The organism is Campylobacter hominis ATCC BAA-381 (assembly GCF_000017585.1).
Lineage (GTDB): Bacteria > Campylobacterota > Campylobacteria > Campylobacterales > Campylobacteraceae > Campylobacter_B > Campylobacter_B hominis.
This window is the reverse complement of record NC_009714.1, coordinates 789,066-814,968: the sequence shown is the minus strand read 5'-3', so window position 1 is coordinate 814,968 and position 25,903 is coordinate 789,066. Positions and strand designations below refer to the sequence as shown.

Here is a 25,903-nt window from a genome sequence, read left to right as displayed (position 1 = left end):
TAAAATTTTTAGTATTTTTATACAAAAATTCACAAACTTAAGCCTCGATTAGTTTTTTAAGTTTCACAAACAAAACTATTTTTCACGTATATAAAAATTGAAAAATAAAAAAATCTAAAATTTTTCACATAAAATTTTAGATTTTTCACGATGTTTTTAAGCCTTTGTAATCCCTATTCTAGCGAGATTTGAGAATTTTACACCTTTTAATGAGCCGATCTTTTGACTAAACTTTTCAATATTTTTGCCGCTGCCTTGTAAACTGATCATTTCCAAACAATTTTCTTTATCTATATGAATGTGAGTAGAACACGCGATTTTAACATCGGCATGATGCTCAAGTTCAAGCATTTGCGAAACCAGATTGTTTTGATGGTGCGAATACACTATACTCAAAACCGCAATTGCGTCGCTTTGACTGTCATCTTTCCACTTGTCGGCAATAATTTTCTCACGCACCAAATCGCGGATAAACTCACTGCGCGAAGGATACTCCGTATTTTTTACGCGTTTATTTATTTCATCGAAAAGTTCATTTGGAAGTGTAACGCTAAACCTTGCCAATTCTTTCATTTTGTCCCCTTTTTAATAAACTTTAATAGAATAGTAGCTAATTTTTAATATAGTTACAATAAAAAATTATTGCCGAAATAGCATAAATTTCAGTAATTTTTGTTTATTTTTTTTGAAATTTTACATTTTTAAAATTATATTTGTATTTTTATTAAAAATTTTTATTATTCCACTTTATATAAAAATTTACTGTTTAAGTATTTTTGATAAAAAATTTCGGCAACAAAATTAAAAAACTGTTTTGCACGCTTCAAAAAAATTATTTTTATTAAACATAAAATCAAAAAAAGTGTGATTTAAATCATTGATAAAATAATGCAAAACAGCTAAAAAAGAACCCGCGAATGAAACGGCGCCGCTAAACGAGCCGAAACCTTTTCGCCTTGACCCTTATGAAGTGGAAGCGCTAAAACCGAAACGAAACGAAAGCATTTATGAAATCGATGATGAGATTACAAATGCGCTTAAAAAAGGTATAGACCAAAATAGAGCACCGCAAATCAAAGAGCAGCCCGAAATGCCGAAAATAGAATTAAGCGATGAAACCGTTCGGAATTTAAAGCCTAAACCTGAAAGCGATTTTTCTGATTATCTGGCTAATTTAAACAGAGCGAATAAAAATGAATTTGTAGGCGGAAACAGCGCGAGAAATAACTTCGTAATGAAAAGCGACGGCAAAATAACATATCCTTATAATGCTTTTTTGGATATCGAAAACAAGCTTGCAGATAAACTGAAATTGCCGAAAGAACAGATAAGAGCAAGTTTAACGTATCTATACAATAACCACCCCGAAATGTTCGACAGTAAAGGAGATGTTTATAGAACGCTCAAATCTTTAAGAGATATTCACGATTACGCAGGAGATAGTTTTAAAGATAACCGACTTGCTTATATGGCTTCAAAATTGAATGATAAAAAGATGAATGATGTTGCTATCAGTAGAGATAGCGGCGGAGCTATACATTTAAATAGAAATAAAAGAATTTCCGGAGATTATAGAGAGCTATTTAATAAGTCGGCGGCTAGGACGCCCACACTCCATAGCATAGATAACAAAGTATCCGGGGCGCAAATGAATACCAGCAAAGAGCATTTTTCGCCGACTTATGCAGGTATTATACCACAAAATACCAAAGATTTATCTAAAAATCCGCTTTTAAGTTTCATAAAACCTGAAAACAGACCTGATATTTCTCAAAATCCGTTTTTAAATATTACAAATAAATCGTTGCAAAAAGAACAAAGAGGAATTTATAATGTGGCTTATAATGATAAAAAATCTACAATCATACATAAAGATTTTGACGCAATAGACAATGCCATAAAACTTGAGCGTGGAAAAGCCGATTATATCAGCAAAAACGGAACAAAAAAGTCAGGCTTTGGAATTTTACATATGCAAAAACATTTTGACCCTACAAAAAACGGATATGTAAAACCACAAGAAGTAATGAAAATGGGCGAAATTGTGCGAAATGTGGAACCGATAATAAAAGACAATAAAAGAGTTTATGAATATTTTGATAATGAAGGGACAAGATTTAGAGTTATTGTAGGCGATAAAAAAAACGGAGAAAGAATAATAAGCTTCTTTTCAGACAGAAAAGGGGGCTTGGCTAATGATAAGCCAACTTATATTTACTCCCCCTTGAATGATAATATTATATCACAAAAACCTGTAAATAACAATATGAAAAAAGCATTCATTACAGTAACATGGATACATTGCGAATTTAAGCCATCCATACGAAAACCACCCCGAAATGTTTGACAGTAAAGGAGATGTTTATAGAACGCTCAAATCTTTAAGAGATATCCACGATTATGCAGGAGATAGTTTTAAAAATCCTGATGTAGCTTATATGGCTTCAAAATTGAATGATAAAAAGATGAATGATGTCGCTATTAGTAGAGATAGCGGCGGAACTATACATTTAAATAGAAACAGAGATATAAGAGGAATTGATAGACAAATGTTTAAATCGGCGGTTGGGGCGGGCAATTCCCAACATAGACAACTAGTGTCCGTCCCGCAAATGAATACCAGCAAAGAGCATTTTTCGCCGACTTATGCAGGTATTATACCACAAAATGCCAAAGATTTATCTAAAAATCCGCTTTTAAGTTTCATAAAACCTGAAAACAGACCTGATATTTCTCAAAATCCGTTTTTAAATATTGGCGAAAAAAGAAATATAAGCGACAATAATATCGCGAATGAAGCAAAAAATATTTTGCAACAGCAAAAATTAAATAAATACGAGCAAGGAATAAAAGCGCTTAATGAAATAGATATTACAAAATTAACGCCTAAACAAACTCAAATTGTAGATGTTTTTAAAGGGAAAAGAGCTGCTTCGACACTACAAGCAAAAGACTTAAGCGATTTAGTAACTCTAGAACAAGGAAGCCGAAATTTCGGAGCCAAAAAAATAATGGTAAAACACGCAGGAATTCAAAAAACAGGCGGATTGAGCGGCGAAGAGTTGGCTAATATAGAACAGGTATTAAAAAACGGAAATATTTTAAAAAACAGTTTCGAACTTTTTGACGATAAATTGCGTTATGCTTATGAAACCGAACAAAACGGCATTAAATTACATTTAGTTGTAGATGAATTTAATAATGGCAAAAAAGTTTTTGATTATTACGGTAATAGAAATTTTATAGAAGCGGATAAAGGCCACAGCCTTAAATCCGCTCATAATGAAATTATACCACAATCAAATAAAAATGGCAATATGAAAAAGCGTTCGTTACTTTTTTGCTAATCCTCTTTGACCGCTTTGCGTAGTCATGTATGTATCAAAACACACATCATCAACTATCTCTTTTTTGAAATTTTTTACAAAAAAACAATGGCGAATATTATTTTGATTCGTTTTTTTTTTTTTTAATAAATAGCATATTTATCAGCATCGAAATTTAAAAATTTATTAAAATGAACGCAAATTTTTTACTTAAAAAATCACGTCTTAAAAAAAATGTAAAACATTTTGAGACTTTGTGAAATAAACGCTGATTTTCTTTGCCATAATGATTTATCAAAAACAATAATTACCAAAAATCATCAAACTGTTTTTTAACAAAACAACGATTTTAAACTCATTAAAAAATTAACAAAGGCATAAATAAATCATTTTAAAAGCAAATATTTATTTAACTTTTTTAAAAAAAATAATATGTGATTTTTTCAATTGGCATTTTTTTGGAAAATTTTTCCATTTAAAACAATGTATTTTCGCATTTTAAAGCAATTTTACTACAAAATTTATGTTTTTAAGTGTGATATTTTAACGCGTTGAAATGATTAAATTTTGAGCGAATAAAATTATCTATTTTACAAATAAATAACTTATTCTTTGTCGTTTTGAGACAAAAATGCATTTAATTGACCGTAAGCTATGCCGCTGTCGTTTGTAGGATTCTCTAAATTTGCATAAAATTTTCGCCCTATTTTTGCAAAATTTTTAGATATTCGGTTCATCAACGTCTTGTTTTGAAAAACGCCACCGCTTAAAACTACGTCATTTTCATATTTTAAAGCAATTTTTGAAATAAGTTCCGCAATTCCGTTTATAAATTTTGTAGCGGCTACACACGGTTCGTCACTAAAAATCTGTTCAAATACTTTGCCAAATTTTATTTCGCCGTTTTTAAGCTCAAATTCATAAAATTTTACATAATTTTGTATGTATAATTTTTCTAAATTCATACCGGATTCGCCATCATATGTGATTTTATCCAAATGGCAGATTACGCACGCAAAAGCGTCAAAAATTCTTCCAAGCGAACTTGTTTTTATGGATTTTTTTTCTAAAATTTTTAGATTTCTAACCTCGTTTTTATCGAATTTTGTTAAAAATTTTGCCGCTTTTTTCTCAATACCGAATTTAAAAATAAGTGAAATTGCGATTTTGTAGATATTTTTAATCGCGTTATCGCCGCCAATTAGTGAAAATTCTTCAAATTTTGTCACACGCGTAAAACAAAACTCATCAAAAATCATCACTTCACCGCCCCAAATATGCCCATCCAAGCCGTATCCTGTGCCGTCAAAACTAAATCCAAGAAACTTTTTGCCACTTTTAAGCAGTGAATTTTCGGCTAGCGCGCAAACTAAATGTGAAAAATGATGCTGAAATTTAATCACTTTAAAACCCTGCTTTTCAAAATATTTCGTATGCAAAAAATTAGGATGCAAATCGCCTATAATACAATCGAATTTTAACTTATAAGTGTCAGTAAAAATTTGCAAAAGTTTCAAAAAACGATCGAAAGTAGCGATATTTTTAAGATCGCCGATGTAAGGCGAAATGAAAATCAGTCCGTCTTTGTAAATGGCGAATTGATTTTTCAGTTCAGAACCGAGCGCCAAAAAAGTGCCTTTACACTTAAAATCACTTATGAAAATTTTTGGATTTAACCCGCGTGAAGTGCGTAAAAACTGAACTTTTTGATTAAAAATAGAATTTTCAGTCATACATTTTCGAAGATTTTTACTTCGAGTAAAACAGTTCGGTATATTTGCAATCTCAAAAAGATTTTCCACTTTAGCCTGATTTTCATTTAAAATTCCGTTTTTTTGAGAGAAAGCATTTTTTTCTTGAATTTCGAATTTTTTATACATTTCCTTTTTATTTAAAAAAGAAATTTTACTTTTTCTAAAAAAAGCGCTTTTGCGAAAAATATCATTTTTGTTTGAAAACTTGAAATTTTCATCAAAACTTTCATCGTTTTGAAAATTATTATTTTGATTTGAAATTTCATAATTTGTAAAATTATTTGCTCTGACGGAAATTTCATTTTGATTTGAAGAGCGCCCTATTTTTTGAGAAATTTTATTGTGAGATTTTTTAAAACTGTTTTCAACATTTTTTTCAGTTATTGAATTTTGAAATTTGTTTTGTTCCGAAAAAACTGATTTATTTATATGTAAAATTTCATCTTGATTTGAAATTTTATAGTTGATGTTTTTAAAAACTTTTGCGTTTTCTTGCAAAAGTCCAGTTTCATCTGAAAATTTTGTAAAATTTAAGTTTTTTTCTATGATTTCATTTTCTTTTAGAATATCTGTTTTTTCGATTATTTCATTTTGATTGCAAAATTTCACTTTATTTGAATTTTGACATAAAAATTCGGCTTTTTCGCTATTTTCAACTTGATTGAAAAATTTACTAAAAAAAGCAGGAATTATATTTTTTATATTTTTTTTAAAATTCAAATTCTGATCAAAAATTTGAGCTTTTTTCAAATTCTCTATTTTTTGGAAAATTTCATTTTTTTTAAAAAAAATATTTTGCTTAAAAGTTTCAGAATTGTGTGAATTTTTAAATTGATTTTTGCCGTTTATTTCGCTTTGGGTTAAATTTTGATTTTCAAAAACATTCGGCACAAAACCGTTTTTATCAATTTCATCAAAATCATCTGTAAAATACAAACTTTGTGCGATACTATCATCACTTGGTGTTAAAATTTCACGGTTATTGTCAAGATAAAAATCAACCACATTAAAAAGTTTTTTAAGTAAAACGTCTTCATTAAAAATAATCGGTTCACCGCTAATATTGGCGCTTGTTGCAATTAAAGGGTTAGAAAAATATTCAAAAAGCAAAAGATGAAGTCCGGTATTTGGCAAAAAAATACCGATTTTATCAAGATTCGGAGCGATATTTTGAGCTAATTTTATATAATCTTCGCCTATTTGCCAACTATCTTGGCTATTTATTTTAAAATTTTCATTTTGCTGTAAATTACTCGAAGCTTTAAAATTTTTATTTTTTTTTAAATTTTCACTGTTTTCATTAAAATTTGGCAAAATTTCACTATTTTCAGTAAAATTATTTGTATCATTTTGCATAAAATTTTGCGAATTTTTCATTTTTAAAATCAAAATCGGTTTTATATTTGAATTTAAAATTTTACTTTCAAAAGGCGAAATAAAAGCAATTTTTTTTGCCATATTTTCATCTTTGCACATTACAGCAAACGGCTTATTCGGACGATGTTTTCGCTCACGCAGTGTTTTGACTGCTTCAAAATTGCACGCATCAGCCATTATATGAAATCCACCCATTCCTTTAACGGCTACAATTTTTCCGGCATACAAAAGTTCGGTTGCCTTTTTTACACCATCTTCTCCTGAAGCAAGAATTTTTCCTTGCATATTTTTTAAAAAAAGCTCGGGTCCGCATTTTCGGCACGAAATCGGCTCTGCGTGATAACGGCGATTTAAAGGATTTTTATATTCATCTTCACACTTTTCACACATTTTAAATACATTCATTGTCGTATTTTTACGATCGTAAGGAAGCGCTTTAATGATAGAAAGTCTCGGTCCGCAATTCGTGCAATTTATAAACGGATAGTGAAAACGCTCATTTTTTGTATCATAAAATTCCATTTTACAATCATCACAAATCGCAAAATCCGGTAAAATCGGCGTAAAAATCTGAGAATTTTCGGATTTTACTATTTTAAAATCTGTGAAATTCTGCGGTAAAGTTTCAGTTATTTTAATTTTTTCAATTTTTGCCAGCGGCGGAAGCTCTGCAAAAAGAGCCTTTTTAAATTTCTCAATCTTAAGCTTGTCCGCCGAGGCAAATATTTTTACGCCCTCGCCGTCATTAAAAACAACTCCTTTTAAACCGAAACGAGTTGCGATTCTGTAAATAAAAGGTCGAAAACCTACGCCTTGAACGCGTCCGGCAATCTCAAATTTCAAGTCCATATTGATAACTGAATTTTGCGTTATAATTTTTAGCGGTAAGTTCTAAAACGTTATTTGCAAGCTTTTTATTTTCAAATAACGTGCCTTCAAAAATCGCCAAATCAAAACCGAAATCGCTTTGAATATCGTCCATAAAATCGCTGATAAAATATGCCAAACTATCTATAAAACCGAAAGATAAAAGTTTTTCATCAACGCCTGCTAAACGATAACTCATCGCGTTTTTAATAAGCAAAACCATATCAAACTCGCCATTTTCAACCTTAAAATCAAGTCTAACACCTTTTTCTCCGTTAAAAAGCAACGCATTTTGCAGCAAAATTTCAGCACTTTTACCATATAAAATTTGCGCGCAAATTTCGAAAATCGTGTAAAAATTTGGCGTATCATCAGCAATTTCACCTTTTGGAAAATCAAAATCAGCGCTAAAATTTTGAAATAATTTCTTGCCGGTTTCACTTGAAACAATTTTTTCTTTGATGGCTTCAAAATTTTTAGGAATAGATATTTTTAAGAAAGATTTCTCGCTATTTTCATCGTAAATTAAAATTTTATCCGCATTTTTTTTACTTAAAAAAACGCGTAAGATTTTTCTATCAAGAGCACCCAATTCCGCACTTTTCAGTCCAAAAAGAGCAAGATTTTTATCGTTTTTGCCGTTTATAAAATCGACGTTGCTTTTGCTTAAAAATTTTCCGTGATTTATAATAATCTGCGAAGTTTTTGTAAGTGCAATCTTAAAAATTTCACTGTCAAAATTTGCGCATAAAAAGAAAATATCATCATTATAAAGTTTCGCACAAAGTGCATAAGTAAAGATATCTTCAGGTAATTTTACATCAAAAAAACAAGGCGCTTCGCTGTGGTTTTTGCGAAAAATCGCGTTTAATTTTAGATTTACAACCGGCTTTTCGTAACTTGCAAGCGCATTTAAACTTGATTCGTCCGGAGCAAACATTTTAGAAATACTAAGAGGATTTGTAGGAATTATAACGCGCGATTTATTAAAGTTTATATCGGCGCTTAGTGCGATTTCATCATCATTGTATTTTATTATTACGCTTTGATAATGTGATAAATGTTTATACGCAAAAGTTAAAATTTCTGTAAAATTATCCTTATTTACAGCTACAAATTTTCCGCTATAAAAAATAGAAACTTGGCTTAAAATTCCAAACTCATTTTCAATTAAAGCGCCTTTATTATCCGCAAAATTATAAACTACGCTCGGTGTTATATTTGGAAATTTTACACCGCTGCTTTTAAAATTATTTTTATGCATTTTTTCTACGACTTTTACGCTTGGTTGCTTTAAAAATACGGAAGTCGGAATATATTTCATATAATTATCGGCAAAATTAAGACACTCTTTTTCTTCGCCTTCTATAAAAAGAGTAATTTTTTTTCCATCATCAAATATGCTGAATTTCATACCGCTTTTAAGCGCATAAATTTCTAAAAAATCACCTAAAATTCGGTTTTTATGCATATAAATAAACTCAAAACTAACAATCATTTTTTACCTTTTTTATCAAATTCATCAGCGATATCCTGTAAAGTTAAATTAGGTTCAACAATTTTATATTCAAATCCAAGATCATGTAAAAATGAAACTGCCTTTTTTTCCATTGTTTTACTTGCTTTTAAAATTTCATCGCTTAATTTAAAATTCATAGGCACAATTCTTTTTGGTATAACACCTAAAATTTGTGTTAAAGGACGATCTCCTGAAAGATCCAACATTTGAAGTGTTTGAAGCATCTCTATTTCGTGAGCCGAACCGCTCCAGGAAATTGATTTCGGCATAACTTCATAATTGAAAAAATAAACATCTCCGACTGCTCCGTTAGATGCATCCAAACAATCAATAAGCAAAATTTGGTCGTATTCTACCATAATGTGCATAAGATACATAGCAAGTGTCCCGCCATCCATAAAATCAACACTATGCTCGTTACTTTTGAATTTATATTTTTGTGAAAGTAATTTTACGAGATGAACTCCGACACCTTCGTCGGAGAACATCACATTTCCAATTCCAAGAACCAGAATTTTCAACTATACTTCTTTTGGAAATTTATAACCGCTGACAATAGCATCAAGTGCACCTTCTTTTCCTTTTATAGCATTAAATACAGCCATATAAACATGAATAGGTACAAAAACAATGATACAATCAGTACAAATATGATGTATCATTCTAACTTCACTAAGACCGCCCATATAAACTTCCAACGGTCTTAAAATGTCATAAACAAAACCGCCAAGTCCTTCGTGATAAACATGCATATATAAAATCATACCTGTAATTAAAATAAAAGCAAGTATGAGATAAAACGCGATATATGCCGCGAATTGCAACGGATTATAAACTCCACGAAGCTTTGGGTGCTTGCCTAAAAATAAATAATATTTTATTTGTTCAAACCATATTTTCGGACTCAAGAAATCAGCTACACTAATAAGCTCTTTACGACTTTTCTTATCGAATATAAAAAGGTAACATTTAAAAATAGTAGCACCTATCAAAAGAAATCCCGTAACCAAATGCACAAAACGAATCTTAGCTTGCAAAAAGACGTTCGGTTCACTGCTTGGCTCCGGAGCTATAAATACATAAGCTATATAGTATCCGGTTATAACAAGTGCAAAAATACACAATGCTCTTATCCAGTGAGTAAGCCTTAGTCCAATAGAAAATTCATATTCAGTAGATCTTTTCATATCTTATCCTTTTTTGATTTTCAACAATAACTTGGATTAACTCTATATTCACTGAGATCATTGCCTTTTGTATCCATTACATGAACAGCACAAGCGATACAAGGATCATATGAGTGAATTTTTCTAATTATTTCAAGAGGTTGTTTCAAATCAGCAATTTTAAGACCGATAATACATGCTTCATAGCTTCCCATTTGACCTTTGTTATCTTTTGGAGACGCATTCCATGTTGATGGAACTACACATTGATAATTTTCAACTATACCATTTTTAATTCTTATCCAGTGGCTAAGAGCACCACGAGGAACGTGCCCCATATAACGACCTTTATACTCTTTATTTTTATCAATTGTGTATTTTGCGCATGTTTCAGTGTCGCCCGATTTTATATTTGCAACCAAATTATTTAATGCCATTAAAGCATTATCAGCAATAACTTTTGCTTCTATCATACGGCAAGCTGTTCTTCCAAGTGTAGAAAGTACAGCAGTTAAAGGCAATCCGGTATCTTTTAAAACTTTTTCTACTACAGGAACTACAAATTTATTACCTTTTGCATAATTTACAACGACATTAGCCAAAGGTCCTACTTGAAGCGGCATACCTTTATATCTAGGAGCTTTTATCCAGCTATATTTTCCTTTCGTATCCAAAACTTTTGAGTTTTCCATTTCACCTTTTGCGTTTAATGTCTGTTCATCTTTGAATCCTGTGTAATTTGGCTCTTGTTCGCCTTCATAAGGATGAAGCGGTTTATCATTTTTATACCAAGAGTGAGTTGCTTCTTCAGTAATTTGACTCTCATCTAAATCTTCAACTTTTGATATATCGCCGTTTAATATTACACCGCTATCAAATAAAAATTCATTTGATGAATACTGCATTTCTTTATGTGTCCAAAGATTTGCTACACCTAAGTCATTTAATACACTAGGTTCTGTTGCATAAGCTTTTCCTGCCATAATAATATCAGGATAATATGCTCTATTTACGAAGTCAGCAACTTCTTTAAATTTAGACACATATTCGCCAAGTCTAGAAGGATTTAATATATCCATTACGCAAGTTACACCGCCAACTACCAAGCTTTGCGGATGTGGTTGTTTACCACCGAAAATTGCCATTAGTTGCGCTGCTGTTCGTTGAACGCGTAAACATTCCAAATAGTGGCTGAGAGCGATTAAATTTTGTTCCGGTGTAAAATGATATGTAGGATGTCCGTAATATGCATTTGCAAACGGTCCAAGTGCGCCTTTATTTACAAAAGCGGTTACTTTGTCTTTTACGGCTTTTAAATGATCCGCTCCGCATGCATAAGGAGTTTCACAATATTTAAAAGATTCTTCTTCAGCTGCTCTTACATCTGCACTTAATGCACTTACAATATCCACAAAATCAAGTGCATGTAATTGATAGAAATGAACCGGATGGTCGTGTAAAAAAAGCGCTGCATTCATTAAAGTTCTTGTTAAAATTGCATTTAACGGAGGTGTAATACCAAGAGCATCTTCAATTGCTATTGTGCCTGCTCTATAGTGTGAACTTGTGCAAACTCCACAAATTCTTTGTACAAAAAAAGGTACATCTCTCGGATCTCTTCCTTTTACTATTGTTTCAATTCCGCGCCAAAGCGTAGAACTTGCATAAGCATCCGTTACTACATTATTATCATCAACTATAACTTCTAATCTTAAATGCCCTTCTATTCTTGTTATAGGATCGACTATTATTTTTTGTGCCATTTTTATTCTCCTTTCTTAACAGAAGCTATTGTGGCGTGAGCTGCGATAGCAACACCTGTTAAAGCTAAAATTCCAAGACCTATCTTATCTGCAGTTGCGTCAGCGCCAGCTCCTTTAAAAACACTATTATAAAGTCTATCAGTCAATGGTTCCTCAAACGGTCCCATATTATCCCAAAAATCAGGTTCAGAACAACCTATACAACCATGACCCGCTTGTATTGGCCAGCTTGTATGCGAATTAAATCTCTCTCTTGAGCAATTGTTAAATGTATAAGGACCTTTACAACCCACTTTATAAAGGCAATAGCCGTTTTTAGCACCTTCATCACCAAAACTTTGGACAAACTCACCGGCATCAAAGCGTCCGCGTCTTTCACAAAGATCGTGTATACGAAGTCCATAAGCCCATTTTGGACGGTTATATTTATCAACAGGCGGAAGTGTTCCAAAAAGTATAAAATGAAGTACATTTCCAACGATATTTTTTTCACTAGGAGGGCAGCCCGGAACATTTATTACAGGTTTATTTGTAATTTTACTAAGAGATTTTGAATTTGTAGGATTTGGAGCTGCCGCCTGAACACCGCCAAAACTTGAACAGGTTCCTATTGCAAAAATCGCCATAGCTCCATCACAGGCTTTTTTTACAGTTTTTGCACCAGGTGTTCCATGAGGTCCGACAGTAAGATAAAATTCACTCTCTCCACTTGGAATTCCGCCTTCTACCATAAGTATATATTTTCCGTTGTATTTTTTTATGGATTCTTGAAGTGTATCTTCTGCTTGCCAACCGCTTGCCGCCATAATTGTTTCGTGATATTCAAGACTGATATAATCAAAAATCAAGCTATCTATCGTAGGTGTTTCCGATCTTAGCAAACTTTCGCTACAACCTGTACATTCCGCCATATGAAGCCAAATTACAGGAAGTCTGTCCGTTAATTCGGCAGCTTTTGCAACACTTGGAATCATCGTGCTTGGAAGCCCGATCATAGCAGTCATCATTCCTGCCCACTTCATAAAATCACGCCTTGAAATGCCTTTTTTTGTGAGCATATCGGCAATAGAGTCATTTTTCATCTTAGGAAGTTTAGCAACACTTTCTAACCTCGCACTTATTTTGGCTAAAATTTCATTTTTTGCCATTTCTACTCCTTAATAGAAACTAATATTAAATATTTATTTTACATTTTAATCGATTAAAATCGCTTTAAAATAGATATTTACTTTCTTTTTAAAGAAATGTTTAAATTTTATTTATTCTTTTAAAATTCCTGCTTAAATTTTAACTTATTGAGCCTGAAAAGTGCATTTTCTTGTGCGATTTTTAATTTATTTACATATTTTTGATTATTTTCGCTTGCAGTTAAAATACCATCTTTTAAATCCTTAACGGCTCTTTTTATAAACGCACCGTTTCCCAAAAAATCGTTTTCAAACTCATAATAGTGCAAATTATTCAGCAAAGCGTTGTTAAAATCATCAAATTTCGGATAATAAAGCGAATATGCAAGACTGTCGCTTTTATAATCACTCAAAGATTTTTGAATTTTATTTGAAATAAAATCCGCTGTCAAAATAATTGCATTTTCATAATTTGTAATAATTTTGATTAAAATTTTTTCGAAAAAAAGACGTGTTTTTTGACAAAATTCAAAAAATTCAATCTCGTAATTTTTTAAAAACAGCTCATAAACTTCGCCTGCAATTTTATTTAATTGCGAACTTTCTTCTATGGAAAACATTTCATTATCGCGCGTAAAACTTTCATACCTGCCCTTAAAAAGCATCATTTCGTTTTGCATTTTAAGATATGTAGAGTTTGCGTCAAAAATGATTGAATTTTCAAATTTTGTAAGAGCATTTTTAAAACTGCGAAAATTGTCGCTTAATTTATTATCATCGTAAATCAGCTTTGAAAGCGCCTCATCCTTATTGAATTCAGGAGCTTCAAAGTCTATTTTTTCAAAATTTTCACCGGTAAAAAATCCTTTTTTCTTGCGAAAATACGACTCGGTTTTGCTTTTTACGGAATTCATAAAAATTTCACAAATATTGTTTGACATCTCTTTGATTCTAGCATAAAATTTTTCAAAATCAGCGCTGTATGCGCTTAAATTCTGCTCAAAAGATGTAAAAATTTCTGCATTGTTTTCTATGATATTTTGCAAATTTTCATAAATTTTTATATAATTTTCCCGCTCACTTTTTAACGCTTCCAAAATTTCGCCAAGTTTCATTTTTGCATAATTTTGACGCGATTTTTGAATATTTTTTAAAAATTCTTTAATAGGTGTAAAACCGCCGTCCATTCCGCTTTTTTCAAGTTTGGATGAAACTGCTGAAATTTTAGAAAAATATTTACCTAAAGTTTTATTTGAATGTTCTAAAACGCGCAAAATTTCATCATCTTTTAATTTATCTTTTTGGCTAAGCAGCATAATTGAATTTTTTCTTAAAATAGACGGTAAAAGCTCTATTTGCGCTTTTTCACTGGCGCGCGCGGCATTGTCTATCAAACTTATCCAAAGCACACCGAAAGCCTCTTTTAAAATTCTTAAAGTCTCTTTTGTATCGGCGCTGCTTCTTGAATTAAGTCCAGGCGTATCTATAAAAGTTATATATTTTAAAATTTCATTTGAGCTGTAAATTGTAATACTTTTGATTTTTTGTAAATCTTTTCTTTGATCTACAAAATTCCCAAGTTCGCTAACGCCTAAAATTTCGCTTCTTCCGTCGCTGTAAATTACATTCAAAAACTCATGTGGCGCATATTTGATATATGTCACCTTTGCTGTAACAGGAACAACTCCTGTTGGCAAAATTTCACTTTTTAAAAGCGTATTTAAAAGAGTGGATTTTCCGCTGCTGAATTGCCCTATTACAGCAATTTTAAGCGGTTCGTTTTCAAGAGCCGAAAACTCGCTTAAAATGGCTTTTAATCTCATTGAAGGATGAAAAGTAGGATCTTTCAGTGTTTCACAAATTGCCTCTATTTCGCCCCAAAATCCGCTTTTAAAATTTTGTGAAAATTTTTCTTTATACTCTTTTATAAAATTTTTTAGAAGCACTTTAGAATCCTTTCTTTTACAGCGTTTAATTTTTCAATTTTTTCTTTTAAATTTTTTCTTTGAAGTCCGATATTTTCGTCATTTATTCCACTTTGCAAAAGTGCTTCCTTTAAAATTTTTTCTTTTGTATCCAATTCATTTTTTTCAGTTTTAAAATTTTCGTTTATACTTTGCAAAAAGTTATCCGTGCATGATACGGCGATTTTTTCAAACTCATTTTTCAAATTTAAATCTTTTAAAAAAGCGGTAAAAAATTTATCAAACTCGCTTGAAAATTTAACCAAGTCACCGAATTTGTTTATCAGCTCTGTAAATTTTATATCAAATCCCATAAAATTCGGCTTTTTAAAACTTTCATTCATAAATTTTTGCGTATCGAAGCTGAAATTTGAAATTTCTCCGAATTTTTCACCCAAAATCATTTTGTAATTTTGGATATCTTTTGAAATTCTTTGTGAAAATGTACGGAAAATATCAGTTATAGCATCATTTATTCCACTTTGTGCGATTATTTTGAGACGATTTAAATCAAGATTTTCTCTGTATTTTTTAGCATATTTCATATCGCTTATTATTCTGTCTTTTATAATTATTCCGGCCGATTTTAATGCGCTGAAATCATAAAAATCGCTGTAATCGAATTTCGTTTTTATTTCGGCAAGCAAAACTTGAAGCTCTTCTGAATTGTGCTTTAGAACTTCAATTTTTTCTAAAATTTCAGCATTTTGCACTTTTAATTCATTTTTGTTTCCTAAAAGATTAAGAGATTTAAATTCGCATTCTTTTAGCGCCCCGTCGCAAACTAAAGCCAAATTTTTCGCGTAAGAGTTCAAAATAGCGTTTGCCTTTTTGGAATTTGCGCCGAAAAAACTTTCATAAAGAAAATTTTTAAGATCATTTATGCCGTTTTTACTTATGCTGTCGATACAAAAGAAATTTACATTTGAACTTAAATCTTGTGAAAAACCAAAATTTTCAAGCTCTTCTTTTATGCTTTTTTGCGCGTATTTAAGCGCATCCAAAAGATCTTCTTTGCTTAGCATATCAGCATGAGTAAGCACAATGATAAGTTCGCTGTTTTTTGAATTTGCTAAAGTTTCAACGATAAAACTCATATCTTTTTTAGTGGAACTTTGAGCTGCATTCATAAGATGGATAATCGCATCACTTTGGCCCATAAAGCTTTTTGTAAGCTCTTCGCGCAAAACTACGGCATCATCAAGTCCCGGGGTGTCAACGATTTTAATATTATCTTTTAAAATTCCGGCTTCCACGCCAAGCTCGACCATTTTTATGAATTTTGAAATTTCATTTTTAGCCGAAGTATAATTTATAAGTTCGTCAGGCGAAATTTCGATATCGCTGTAATTTTCATGAAATCCTAAAATTTTCATCTCATCGGGCGTATAAAATTTCACTTTCGCATATGGAGTTTCGGAAAACTTTAAAAGCGTAAGATTGGCGGTTTCAGGGATATTTGAAGTGCCTAAAACTGACGCATTTAAAAAAGCGTTCAGCATACTTGATTTGCCGGCATTTATAACGCCGGTTACAGAAATAACGAACTCATTTTCATTAGCACTTTTTTTAGATTTTTGTATATTTTCAGCACTTTGCGGCGCAAGAGTTATAAGCTCGTCGGCACATTTATTTAACGTCTCAAGATTCTTGCCGAAAGTAAAGCTTAAAGCACTGAAATCTTTATCTTTTCTCTCTTCTCCGTCATTTAATGTTTGAATAAATGATACGATTTTACTTAGTTCCGCTTCATTTATAATTTTAGCTTCTTTTAATGTCTGCAAATTTAAAATCAGTGAAAATTTTGAAATTTTATGTTTTATAAGCGCGTTTATAATTCCTGTTTGAAGTGCTTGAATGCCGTAAATTTGAGCTTTCAGACCAAAATTTGCAAAAATTTCCTTAAAGCTTTCGATATTTATAAATTTCTCAAAATTTTTTTCATTGGCACTCATTACAACGGCTGAAATTTCAGCGTCCGGTGTGAAAAGCAAATTTTTATCTATATAAAGTCTATGAATTCCCCAAATTTCATTTAAAAATTCATCCATTCTTTGCCTTTTATAAAAAATAATATTTAAGTTTATCGAAATTTCATTTAAAGATTTCGAAATTTTAAAAGTTAAGTTCTGAAATTTCGATAGTTTTTATTTATTATTTTCATCTTTTTAAAATAAGTTATTTATACTTTTAAAAGAGATTTTTTAATTAAAAATATATAAACGCAAATGTCTAAAAATTTAAGTTAAATGCAAAAAATTTTTAATTTTAAATTGATAGTTGAAATTTAAAAACTATATGGTTTTAAAAATGAAAAAATATACAAAGCGGCGCACTTTTAAATTTTAGTTGAACGTTTAGTGTTATAAATTTTTTGATGAAATTTTAGTTTGAATTAAAAGTAAGCGGGAAAAATTCCCGCTTATTATTATTTTTTATTGCCGTTTGCAGTAGCAAGTTTGCGACGGACGTAAGCGATTTTACTTTGAAGAGGAAGGTGTTTAGGACAATTGTCTTCACAACCCAATAAACTCATGCAGCCAAATACGCCGTTATCATCACCGACCAATTCGTAAAAATCATCGTCGGTTCTTTGATCGTGCGCATCGACTTTGAATCTTGCAATTCTATTTAAGCCTACAGCGCCTACAAAATCTTTTCTCATTACAGCAGTTCCGCAACTTGCCACGCAGATACCGCACTCTATGCAGCGATCAAGTTCAAAAGTTTCTTCAGCTGAACTCGGTTCAACAGGCTCTTCTATTCGCGAAATATCCACTTTTTTATCCGAATGAACCCAGCTTTCAACTCTTTCGTTCATATGTGCCATCCACTCACCTGTATTTACGCTCAAATCTTTTATAAGTTTAAAAACAGGAAGAGGCATAAGCTCGATTACGCCATCAGGATAATCTTTAGTAAGTGTACGACACGCAAGTTTCGGTGTGCCGTTTATCACCATAGCGCAACTTCCGCAAATTCCGGCCCTACATACAAAATCAAAACTCAAACTTGGATCCAAATGTTCTCTTATATAATTAAGTGCAATAAAAATAGTCATTCCGTCAGTTTCTTCAAGCTCATAAGTAGCAAAATGCGGTTTTGAAATTTTGCTGAGCGGATTATATTTAAATGCTTTTATTGTAATTTTTCTACTCATCACCAACTCCTACTCTTTGATTTGGTTTTTTATATTCAGGTTGAAGTTCATAATGCATTAAAGCGTCTTGAATTTCATATCTTGATTTGTTTTCGCTTTGCATTTTCTCACGAATTTCATCAACTTCTTTTTGGCGAATTTCGCTTTTCGGATTTTCTATTGTGTTTCCTTTAGCACCATATCCGCGGAATGCAGGCGGCATTTCCATTTGCATTATATCAAGATCTTCATAAATGATAGTAGGCAATGTATCGCCCTCATGCCACTCTGCAAGTGTTCTTTTTAGCCAATTTGCATCATCTCTTTTCGGGAAATCTTCACGATAATGAGCGCCTCTGCTCTCTTTTCTTAAAAGAGCGCCGTAAGCCACGCAAAGTGCAATTTTAATCATTTTTGGTGTGCGATATGCATCTTCAAGTTCAGGATTGCCGAATTTCTCTTTATTTTCAACTTTGATATTTTTGCACTCGTTAAGAAGTTTTTCAAGTTCGTCAACAGCTTTTTGCAAACCTTCTCCGGTACGGAAAATAGCTACGTGTTCCCACATAATCTCTTTCATTTTATTTTTAATTTCATAAACATTATATTTTCCGTCTTTTGCTAAAATTTCATCTATATATTTTTCTTCTTTTTCTACAAATTTTTTAATAAGCTCTGTTTCAATATCCAATTCGTGAGATTTGCAATAATCAGCAAAATAATTTCCCACAATCATTCCGCTGACAGCCGTTTCGCCGCATGAGTTTCCGCCAAGTCTGTTAAAACCGTGCAAATCCCAGCAAGCAGCTTCACCACAACTAAATAAACCTGAAAGTTTTTGACTTTCGCCTGTAGGTTTAACGCGAATTCCGCCCATTGAATAGTGTTGCATAGGAAGAACAGGCGCCCAACCTTTCGGACCTTCATCAGCAGGATCTATACCGTTGAATGTTTTACAGATATCTTGAACATCACGTAAATTTTTCTCGATATGTTCTCTTCCTAAAATAGAAATATCAAGCCAAACGTGCTCACCATAAGGGCTTTTTACGCCTTTTCCATTTCTTATGTGTTCCATTATACGACGACTTACAACATCACGGCTTGCAAGTTCTTTTTTTTCAGGCTCGTAATCCGGCATAAAGCGGTATCCATCAACATCTCTTAAAATTCCGCCATCTCCACGACATCCTTCAGTAAGTAAAATTCCACTTGGAACGATTGGTGTAGGGTGAAATTGAACAGCTTCCATATTTCCAAGTTGTGCCACGCCTGTTTCAAGCGCTATTGCAGCTCCGGTTCCTTCACAATTTACGGCATTTGTTGTATGTTTGTAAATTCTACCATATCCGCCTGTTGCTATAAGTGTGCCTCTTGCAACGTAAGCCGATATACTTCCATCAATCAAATCACGCACAATTGCACCGTAACATCGATTGTTTTTATGAATTAAAGCAATTGCTTCTTTTCTATCTCTAACATCCACATGCCTTTTAGCGCACTCATTTGCTACACCGTAAAGTATAACGTGACCTGTAACATCAGCTGAAAAACAGGTTCTCCATTTTTTTGTTCCACCGAAATTTCTGCTATTGATTAAACCGTGAGTTTCATCTCTTTCTACAATTTTTGTTTTTTGAGCATTTATTACAACAGTTCGCTCGCCTTTTGTGATTCTAGTCCAAGGAACGCCGAAACTTGCAAGCTCTCTTACAGCTTTTGGTGCTACTTGACAATACATTCTGGCTACTTTTTGGTCACAACCCCAATCGCTTCCTTTTACCGTATCCGCAAAATGCACATCCTCATTATCGCCCTTGCCCATTATAGGATTGGCAAGACTTGCTTGCATACCGCCTTGTGCAGCGGCTGAATGCGAACGACGAACCGGGCATAAACTTAAAACTATTGTGCTGTTTCCTTTATCTGCAGCAGCCATAGCGGCCCTTAAGCCGGCAATTCCGCCACCGATAATCAATGAATCGCAATATATTATATTCATATTTCATTACCCCTTAAATTTATAAACTTATCCATTTTATATCTGCAATTATAGATAAAATAAATAAAATACCCCAAACTGCAAAAATAATCTTTTTAACGGTTTGTCTTTTTGCTTTTCTTTCATCCTCTTTTCCGTCTATACTTATCCATTTAACATAAAGTCTATAACAGCCTATGCTTGCGTGCGTAACAACAAAAATAAGCAAAACAAAATAAAACAGATGAAGATCGGCAAATCTTGTTATTGAAAGATCGGCTGAAATTTTATCTCCAAAAACGATAGCTATAATGTGGGCACTGGCGAAGAAAAACAACAAAAATCCTGTCCAGAATTGAAACCACCAAAGTGTTGTATCGCAATGCTTCATACGAATTTTGTGAGCTTTAAAAGCTAAATAAGCTTTATAGTTGCTTGGAAATTTTCTCATCGCCAAAAAGCCGTGAATCATAAAAATAATCAAAATAACAAACGCGACAATATTTGTTATTTGGTGAATGCCAAACGGTTCGGCAAAACTTACAACTCCTTCATAAGCGTCTTTACCTATAAGAATACTACCGGTAAATAGCATATGGCATACCATAAACAGCGCTAAAATTAAGCCGGTTATGCTTTGCCATCTATCTTGCAACGCAGGAATCTTACTCTTTTTGACATCTGAACTGACGCCCAAAAAACCTTCAATTCGATCAACCATTAGGTCCTCCATATATTGAATTTTAGTTTTTTTCAAACAAGTAATTTTAAAATGATTTAGCTTTTGTTTTGGTTAAATTTTTGTTCAGTTTGAGAATTTTTTAATAATTTAATATAAGCCGAAAAACCAAGAATAAGCATAAAAACAGACAGAATTTGCCCCAAACTTAAACCAAAACTAAAATATCCTATTTGTACATCAGCTTCTCTTAAGAATTCTGTCAAAAATCTAAATATAGCATATAAAATCACATAAACGCAAATAAGCTCACCGTCAAATTTTTTATATTTTCTATAAAAATACAGTATCAAAAATATTGTAATTCCTTCAAGACAAGCTTCATAAAGTTGGCTTGGATGACGAAGTTCGCCATTTACCAAAATTCCCCAGGAAACGTCTGTTATGCGCCCAAAAAGTTCTTGATTTAAAAAATTTCCGATTCGTCCGAAAAAATATCCTAAAGGAATACTTAAGGCACATAAATCAAGCAAAGACCATAAATTTTGTCTCTTTTTGCGACAAAATAAAATAGTAGCAATTATGAAACCGATAACGGCGCCGTGATAACTCATACCGCTAATTCCTACGAATTTTCCATTATAAAAAGGATTAAAAATTTCCCAAGGATGCGTTAAATAAAAAATTTGTGCATTTGAATATATCAAAATATAACCGAATCTTGCACCCAAAATAACGCCGATTTCAACCCAGATAAAATAATTTTCAAGCACTTGATTACTGAATTTCAAGCGGTCTTTTTTAACGAAAAATTTCGCCATATAAAGTGCAACCAGAAGCGCAAGCACATACATAAGCCCATACCAATGCACTTTAAGTCCAAAAATGCTGAAAGCTACGGGATCAAAATGCGCGTAAATTTCATTCCAAAACGTCAAATTTTAAGTCCTAAACTATCTTTTATCATTTTATTAAAATCAGCTAAAAACCAGCCGAATGCTTTATAATAATCGCTTTTTGCCTCAGTTTGCAAAGTGTTTGCGAGCGCTCTAAATGACGGCATATAAAATTTCGTCAAATAAAGACCGAGCAGATTATGCGTTTTTTCATCATTATCGTGTTTTAAAACAGCTGCCAGAAATGCAAGCATATTCGCAGCGTGACAAGCTTTTAAATTTGCAAAAGGTCTTTTGTATCTGAACTTTTCAAAAAAAAGCGTAATATCCGTTTCGCTGATAAGTTTAAAAGTATCAATATCGAAACTCGGCTTTAAAAGCTCAAAATCAGCACCGATTTTTTTTAAAGTTTCATCTGAATTTTTATCTCTGTTTTCTAAAAATTTAGCCCAAAACTCGTGACCTGTTTTATTTTGCGGATTTTGGTTGACTACAACCCAATTTTTCGCAAGTTTATCAAAATGCTCCTTATCAATTACGCCTTTAAAATTTGACGCAAATATAATACAAACAACACTATATAGTTCTTTTAATTTCATTTTTCTACCTTATAAAATTTGTTAATTTTCCGATATTTTCTATTTCACATTCGATTTTATCACCGGATTTTAAGAATTTTGGCGGTGTAAAACCCATTCCGACACCACTTGGCGTCCCCATAGAAATAACGCTTCCAGCTTTTAAAGTAATTCCTGCACTAAGCTCAGAGATGACAAAATTTTTATCAAAAATCATATTTGAAGTATTTGAATTTTGGCGAAGTTCGCCGTTTACAAAGCATTTTATAACTAAATTTTCAGTATCTATTTCATCTGATGTTACTATGCAAGGGCCGATTGCCGTAAATGTATCAAGGCTTTTGCCGAAATACCATTGTTTGTGATTGTTTTGTAAATCTCTTGCAGAAAAATCATTTAAAATAGTGTAACCGAAAATGTAATTTTCAGCTTCATCGGCACTTACGTTTTTTGCATCTTTGCCGATAATTACGGCAAGTTCAGCTTCATAATCAAGCTTTTGCGTCAAATCAAAATGTGGTTCAATCTTGCCGAAATCGCCTGTCGCTTCATTTACGCGTTTGCTAAAATAAACGGCATATTCGCGCTTTCCGTCAAATTTAATGTTTTTAAATTTATATGATTCAATTGCGTGCTCCAAATAATTTATTCCCAAGCAAATGACATCTTGTCTTGGCGTGATAGATGGACATTTACTGCTGTTTTTCAACTTCAATCCGCCGCTTTTTTTGGAGAATTTTTTCAATTTTTTTAAATCGCTTTTTTTATGTTTGACGATAAATTCATGCATATCGGCAAAATTTAATCCCGCCAAACTAAAATCAAAAACCGTGTCGTCACATCCTAAAACTCCTAAAGAACGATTTTTGCCGTTTTTATAAGTTATCAGTTTCATTTATTGCTCTTTGATTACTCTTTTTTTAAGATTATCAGCAATTAAAAATGCAAGTTCCAAAGCTTGATCTGCATTTAAGCGCGGATCGCATTGTGTTTCATAACGCTTTTTAAGCGTTTCTTCAGTAACATTAAATGCTCCACCCGTGCATTCTGTAACATCAAGACCGGTCATTTCAAGATGAATTCCGCCTGCATAAACGCTTTCGGCTTCGCAAATTTCAAAAAAGCTTTTAACTTCGCTTAAAATTTGATTAAATTTACGTGTTTTATAGTTATTTGCGGTTTTAATCGTATTTCCGTGCATAGGATCTATACTGAATAAAATTGCCCTATTTTCCTTTTTTAATTCGCGTAAAATTTTTGGAAGTCTATCGCCGATTTTGTCGGCTCCCATACGAATTATAATATTCATTTTACCGATTTCATTGTTTGGATTTATTTTATCGCAAAGCGCCAAAATTTCAGAAGCGGTACCGTTCGGTCCTATTTTTATACCGACAGGATTTTTAATTCCGCTAATAAAATTCACATGCGCATCGTTTATTCCGCGTGTGCGCTCGCCTATCCAAAGCATATGCGCAGAGCAGTCATAAGGATCGCCCGTTAAACTGTCAATTCTTGTCAAACACTCTTCATAATGAAGTAAAAGCGCTTCATGGGATGTATAAAGCACTGTTTCTCTTAAATTTTGTGTATTAGCCGAATTTATTCCGCAAGCTTCCATGAAATTCAAAGTTCGGGTAATTTCATTTGCTAAATTTTGAAATTTTTTGGCAAGCTCGCCGCGTTTTAAAAATCCAAGATTCCATTTATGGACTTCATGTAAATCAGCCAAACCGCCGCGAGAAAAAGCACGCAAAAGATTTAGCGTAGAAGTGCTTTGATTATATGCTTCAATCATTCTGTTCGGATCAGGTTTTCTTGCCTCTTTTGTAAATTCAAAACCGTTTATTATATCGCCTCTGTAACTTGGCAACTCAACACCGTCAATTTCTTCAAAATCACTGCTTCTAGGTTTTGCAAACTGTCCTGCTATACGACCTATTTTTACAACAGGTACACCTCCTGCAAATGTAAGAATAATTGCCATTTGAAGCATAAGCTTAAACATATCTCTGATATTGTTCGCACTGAAATTTGAAAAACTTTCAGCACAATCTCCACCTTGAAGTAAAAAAGATTTACCTAAAGTTGCACTTTTAAGTTCATCTTTCAAAGCTCTTACTTCACCTGCAAAAACGAGCGGTGGAAGCTTTTTTAATTGATTTTTACAAGATTGCAATTTATCCGAATTTTCATAAATCGGTTGTTGGAGTATATTAAAATTTTGCCAACTTTCTCTATTCCACTGCATTTTAGTCCTTTCCTTTTTGTGTTAGAATTTTGTAATTCTACCAAAAATAATCTTTTATTAAACAAAAAAAAATATAATTTCAAGAAAAATTAACTTATAAATGGCGGTAAAATGCAAAAAAATCCGAACACATTGGCTCTAATTACCGGTATAGCTACATTTATGATGTGGGGACTTTTTCCGATTTATTTTAAATTACTTGAAAATGTCCCTGCTATTGAAGTTTTAGCGCACCGCGTAGTTTGGTCGTTATTATTTTTATTTATGATAATTGCATATAGGAAAAGAATTAAAAATATTATTCGCTATACCGGCAATAAAAAACTTATGAGAGCTCTTTTTTTAACAGGGGTATTAATTGCTTCAAACTGGGGAATTTATATTTATGCTGTAAGCACAGATCGAATACTTTATGCAAGCCTTGGTTATCTTATAAATCCGTTGTTTTCAATACTTTTGGGAGCTATATTTTTAAAAGAAAAACTTAGCAGACCTACTAAAATTTCAATTTGTTTAGTCGTAGCGGCAATAGCAAATGAGATGTATGCACTTGGAGAAATTCCGTTTATTTCATTGCTTTTACCTGGAACTTTCGCAATTTACGGACTTTTAAAAAAACAAATTCAAATCGCTGCCATAGACGGACTTTTTTTTGAAACTATGCTGATTTTTCCACTTGCAATTATTTATCTTTCATTCTTGGGAATTAGCGGCAACGGCGCGTTCAGCTTCTCCAAAACAGGTTTTCTTTTGGCTTTTAGCGGTATAGTTACCGTTTTACCGCTTATCACATTTAACTTTGCTGCTGTGCATTTAAAATTGCAAACAATCGGTTTTTTACAATATATCAGCCCTATAATTGCGGTTTTGCTTGCGGTTTTTGTTTATGGAGAACACCTTGAAATGCATAAAATTATAAGTTTCGCCATTATTTTAGCCGGTCTTGCGATTGTCAGTTTAAGCGGAATTTTAAGGAGAAAAGATGATTAATTATACTTTGATGTTTGTTGTAGCCTGCATTGTAGGCTTTATATTGTATAGACAAATCCAAAAAATAAGCGATAGAGCGGACGAAGAGGAAATAATGCGAAATGATCCGGCACGTTACGTAAAATTTTGCGACACGATAGATAGAAATTTGCGAAATTTAAGCGACTCTATAAAAAACGAAGATGTTCTTGAACAAAATGCAAATGAAGATGAAATTTTAAACCAAATAGCAAATTTCAGCCGTGAAATCACGTTTATACAAACTTCTCATTCAACAAATGAAAACCCCAAAATTTGGGAAAATAAATTGTTTGAATTTTTAAATAAAGTAGATAATTTTATTTCTCAAAATTTTAAAAATGGCGATGAGGTAGCAGACAAATTTCGTCAAAATTTAATGAATGAATTTCAAAATTTGTAAAATTTTATAGAATATTTTAAATTTTGTTTTTTAAAAATTCTCTTGCTTTATCAGCGATATAAATTTAAAAATTTTAAATATCAAAAATTTTTAAATTTATAGATG

Annotated in this window: 19 protein-coding genes and 3 pseudogenes; 4 read left to right on the top strand and 18 right to left on the bottom strand. The window is 32.3% G+C overall.

Features of this window, described 5'->3' with window-relative positions; translation table 11 throughout:
- Positions 1 to 156 precede the first annotated feature (156 nt).
- Positions 157 to 573 carry a nickel-responsive transcriptional regulator NikR gene (nikR, locus tag CHAB381_RS04105; RefSeq protein WP_012108725.1) on the bottom strand — a complete coding sequence of 139 codons (417 nt, stop codon included), beginning with the start codon at positions 571 to 573 and terminating at the stop codon, positions 157 to 159.
- A gap of 397 nt (positions 574 to 970) precedes the next feature.
- Between nikR and CHAB381_RS04100 the strand changes: the two genes are divergently transcribed.
- Both CHAB381_RS04100 and CHAB381_RS08455 read left to right on the top strand, forming a co-directional pair.
- Entirely contained in the window at positions 971 to 2,347 is a 1,377-nt protein-coding gene (locus CHAB381_RS04100) for a hypothetical protein (RefSeq protein ID WP_012108723.1), read from the top strand.
- Positions 2,340 to 3,347, top strand: a complete 1,008-nt coding sequence (locus CHAB381_RS08455) for a hypothetical protein (RefSeq protein ID WP_012108722.1) — start codon at positions 2,340 to 2,342, stop codon at positions 3,345 to 3,347. The genes CHAB381_RS04100 and CHAB381_RS08455 overlap by 8 nt, the downstream gene beginning before the upstream one ends.
- A 584-nt stretch (positions 3,348 to 3,931) precedes the next feature.
- On the opposite strand, the pseudogene CHAB381_RS09015 reads toward CHAB381_RS08455, so the two are convergent.
- From CHAB381_RS09015 to CHAB381_RS04015, 17 genes and pseudogenes are all read right to left on the bottom strand, one after another.
- A pseudogene (locus CHAB381_RS09015) lies at positions 3,932 to 4,906 on the bottom strand (Kae1-like domain-containing protein); the annotation flags it as partial.
- 1,113 nt (positions 4,907 to 6,019) lie between these two features.
- Positions 6,020 to 6,247 (bottom strand): annotated as a pseudogene (locus CHAB381_RS09010) (Sua5/YciO/YrdC/YwlC family protein); the annotation flags it as partial.
- Between the two features lie 249 nt (positions 6,248 to 6,496).
- Positions 6,497 to 7,306, bottom strand: a pseudogene (locus tag CHAB381_RS09005) (acylphosphatase); the annotation flags it as partial.
- Positions 7,290 to 8,822, bottom strand: coding sequence for a hypothetical protein (locus tag CHAB381_RS04080; RefSeq protein WP_012108720.1), 1,533 nt, complete (start codon positions 8,820 to 8,822; stop codon positions 7,290 to 7,292). The pseudogene CHAB381_RS09005 and the gene CHAB381_RS04080, both read right to left, overlap by 17 nt.
- The gene (locus CHAB381_RS04075) at positions 8,819 to 9,364 is read right to left on the bottom strand and encodes a HyaD/HybD family hydrogenase maturation endopeptidase (RefSeq protein ID WP_012108719.1); all 546 of its coding nucleotides are present in this window, start codon (positions 9,362 to 9,364) and stop codon (positions 8,819 to 8,821) included. Before CHAB381_RS04075 ends, CHAB381_RS04080 begins: the two co-directional genes overlap by 4 nt.
- A complete protein-coding gene (gene cybH / locus CHAB381_RS04070) occupies positions 9,365 to 10,030 on the bottom strand; it encodes a Ni/Fe-hydrogenase, b-type cytochrome subunit (protein ID WP_012108718.1) in 666 nt (221 codons plus the stop codon). It abuts the gene before it with no gap.
- A 20-nt stretch (positions 10,031 to 10,050) separates the two neighbouring features.
- Entirely contained in the window at positions 10,051 to 11,772 is a 1,722-nt protein-coding gene (locus tag CHAB381_RS04065) for a nickel-dependent hydrogenase large subunit (RefSeq protein WP_012108717.1), read from the bottom strand.
- Positions 11,773 to 11,774: 2 nt separating this feature from the next.
- Positions 11,775 to 12,920 (bottom strand): hydrogenase small subunit, encoded by a 1,146-nt coding sequence (locus CHAB381_RS04060; RefSeq protein ID WP_012108716.1) that lies wholly within the window; start codon positions 12,918 to 12,920, stop codon positions 11,775 to 11,777.
- A 119-nt stretch (positions 12,921 to 13,039) separates the two neighbouring features.
- Entirely contained in the window at positions 13,040 to 14,845 is a 1,806-nt protein-coding gene (locus tag CHAB381_RS04055; protein WP_012108715.1) for a dynamin family protein, read from the bottom strand.
- Positions 14,836 to 16,914 (bottom strand): dynamin family protein, encoded by a 2,079-nt coding sequence (locus tag CHAB381_RS04050; protein ID WP_012108714.1) that lies wholly within the window; start codon positions 16,912 to 16,914, stop codon positions 14,836 to 14,838. The genes CHAB381_RS04055 and CHAB381_RS04050 overlap by 10 nt, the downstream gene beginning before the upstream one ends.
- A gap of 377 nt (positions 16,915 to 17,291) precedes the next feature.
- Positions 17,292 to 18,023 carry a fumarate reductase iron-sulfur subunit gene (locus CHAB381_RS04045; RefSeq protein ID WP_012108713.1) on the bottom strand — a complete coding sequence of 244 codons (732 nt, stop codon included), beginning with the start codon at positions 18,021 to 18,023 and terminating at the stop codon, positions 17,292 to 17,294.
- Positions 18,016 to 20,004 (bottom strand): fumarate reductase flavoprotein subunit, encoded by a 1,989-nt coding sequence (locus CHAB381_RS04040; RefSeq protein WP_012108712.1) that lies wholly within the window; start codon positions 20,002 to 20,004, stop codon positions 18,016 to 18,018. Before CHAB381_RS04040 ends, CHAB381_RS04045 begins: the two co-directional genes overlap by 8 nt.
- A gap of 19 nt (positions 20,005 to 20,023) precedes the next feature.
- Complete coding sequence (locus CHAB381_RS04035) at positions 20,024 to 20,704, bottom strand: fumarate reductase cytochrome b subunit (protein WP_012108711.1); 681 nt, start codon at positions 20,702 to 20,704, stop codon at positions 20,024 to 20,026.
- Between the two features lie 56 nt (positions 20,705 to 20,760).
- The gene (lgt, locus tag CHAB381_RS04030; RefSeq protein ID WP_012108710.1) at positions 20,761 to 21,600 is read right to left on the bottom strand and encodes a prolipoprotein diacylglyceryl transferase; all 840 of its coding nucleotides are present in this window, start codon (positions 21,598 to 21,600) and stop codon (positions 20,761 to 20,763) included.
- Positions 21,597 to 22,157: a hypothetical protein gene (locus CHAB381_RS04025; protein ID WP_012108709.1), complete on the bottom strand. Its 561-nt coding sequence runs from the start codon at positions 22,155 to 22,157 to the stop codon at positions 21,597 to 21,599. The genes lgt and CHAB381_RS04025 overlap by 4 nt, the downstream gene beginning before the upstream one ends.
- A 4-nt stretch (positions 22,158 to 22,161) precedes the next feature.
- On the bottom strand, positions 22,162 to 23,031 hold the full coding sequence (locus tag CHAB381_RS04020) for a fumarylacetoacetate hydrolase family protein (protein ID WP_012108708.1): 870 nt from the start codon (positions 23,029 to 23,031) through the stop codon (positions 22,162 to 22,164).
- Positions 23,032 to 24,387 (bottom strand): class II 3-deoxy-7-phosphoheptulonate synthase, encoded by a 1,356-nt coding sequence (locus CHAB381_RS04015; protein ID WP_012108707.1) that lies wholly within the window; start codon positions 24,385 to 24,387, stop codon positions 23,032 to 23,034. It lies immediately after the preceding gene.
- 111 nt (positions 24,388 to 24,498) lie between these two features.
- Here CHAB381_RS04015 and rarD point away from each other — a divergent pair, with 111 nt between their 5' ends.
- Complete coding sequence (gene rarD, locus CHAB381_RS04010) at positions 24,499 to 25,377, top strand: EamA family transporter RarD (protein WP_012108705.1); 879 nt, start codon at positions 24,499 to 24,501, stop codon at positions 25,375 to 25,377.
- On the top strand, positions 25,370 to 25,798 hold the full coding sequence (locus tag CHAB381_RS04005) for a hypothetical protein (protein ID WP_012108703.1): 429 nt from the start codon (positions 25,370 to 25,372) through the stop codon (positions 25,796 to 25,798). The genes rarD and CHAB381_RS04005 overlap by 8 nt, the downstream gene beginning before the upstream one ends.
- The last annotated feature ends 105 nt before the right edge of the window (positions 25,799 to 25,903 follow it).

Excerpts from the sequence above, each read along its gene's own strand:
- nikR (WP_012108725.1), bottom strand. The coding sequence starts at position 573 with ATGAAAGAATTGGCAAGGTTTAGCGTTACACTTCCAAATGAACTTTTC.
- CHAB381_RS08455 (WP_012108722.1), top strand. The coding sequence starts at position 2,340 with ATGTTTGACAGTAAAGGAGATGTTTATAGAACGCTCAAATCTTTAAGA.
- CHAB381_RS04080 (WP_012108720.1), bottom strand. The coding sequence starts at position 8,822 with ATGATTGTTAGTTTTGAGTTTATTTATATGCATAAAAACCGAATTTTA.
- cybH (WP_012108718.1), bottom strand. The coding sequence starts at position 10,030 with ATGAAAAGATCTACTGAATATGAATTTTCTATTGGACTAAGGCTTACT.
- CHAB381_RS04065 (WP_012108717.1), bottom strand. The coding sequence starts at position 11,772 with ATGGCACAAAAAATAATAGTCGATCCTATAACAAGAATAGAAGGGCAT.
- CHAB381_RS04060 (WP_012108716.1), bottom strand. The coding sequence starts at position 12,920 with ATGGCAAAAAATGAAATTTTAGCCAAAATAAGTGCGAGGTTAGAAAGT.
- CHAB381_RS04050 (WP_012108714.1), bottom strand. The coding sequence starts at position 16,914 with ATGGATGAATTTTTAAATGAAATTTGGGGAATTCATAGACTTTATATA.
- CHAB381_RS04045 (WP_012108713.1), bottom strand. The coding sequence starts at position 18,023 with ATGAGTAGAAAAATTACAATAAAAGCATTTAAATATAATCCGCTCAGC.
- CHAB381_RS04040 (WP_012108712.1), bottom strand. The coding sequence starts at position 20,004 with ATGAATATAATATATTGCGATTCATTGATTATCGGTGGCGGAATTGCC.
- CHAB381_RS04035 (WP_012108711.1), bottom strand. The coding sequence starts at position 20,704 with ATGGTTGATCGAATTGAAGGTTTTTTGGGCGTCAGTTCAGATGTCAAA.
- CHAB381_RS04025 (WP_012108709.1), bottom strand. The coding sequence starts at position 22,157 with ATGAAATTAAAAGAACTATATAGTGTTGTTTGTATTATATTTGCGTCA.
- CHAB381_RS04020 (WP_012108708.1), bottom strand. The coding sequence starts at position 23,031 with ATGAAACTGATAACTTATAAAAACGGCAAAAATCGTTCTTTAGGAGTT.
- CHAB381_RS04015 (WP_012108707.1), bottom strand. The coding sequence starts at position 24,387 with ATGCAGTGGAATAGAGAAAGTTGGCAAAATTTTAATATACTCCAACAA.
- rarD (WP_012108705.1), top strand. The coding sequence starts at position 24,499 with ATGCAAAAAAATCCGAACACATTGGCTCTAATTACCGGTATAGCTACA.
- CHAB381_RS04005 (WP_012108703.1), top strand. The coding sequence starts at position 25,370 with ATGATTAATTATACTTTGATGTTTGTTGTAGCCTGCATTGTAGGCTTT.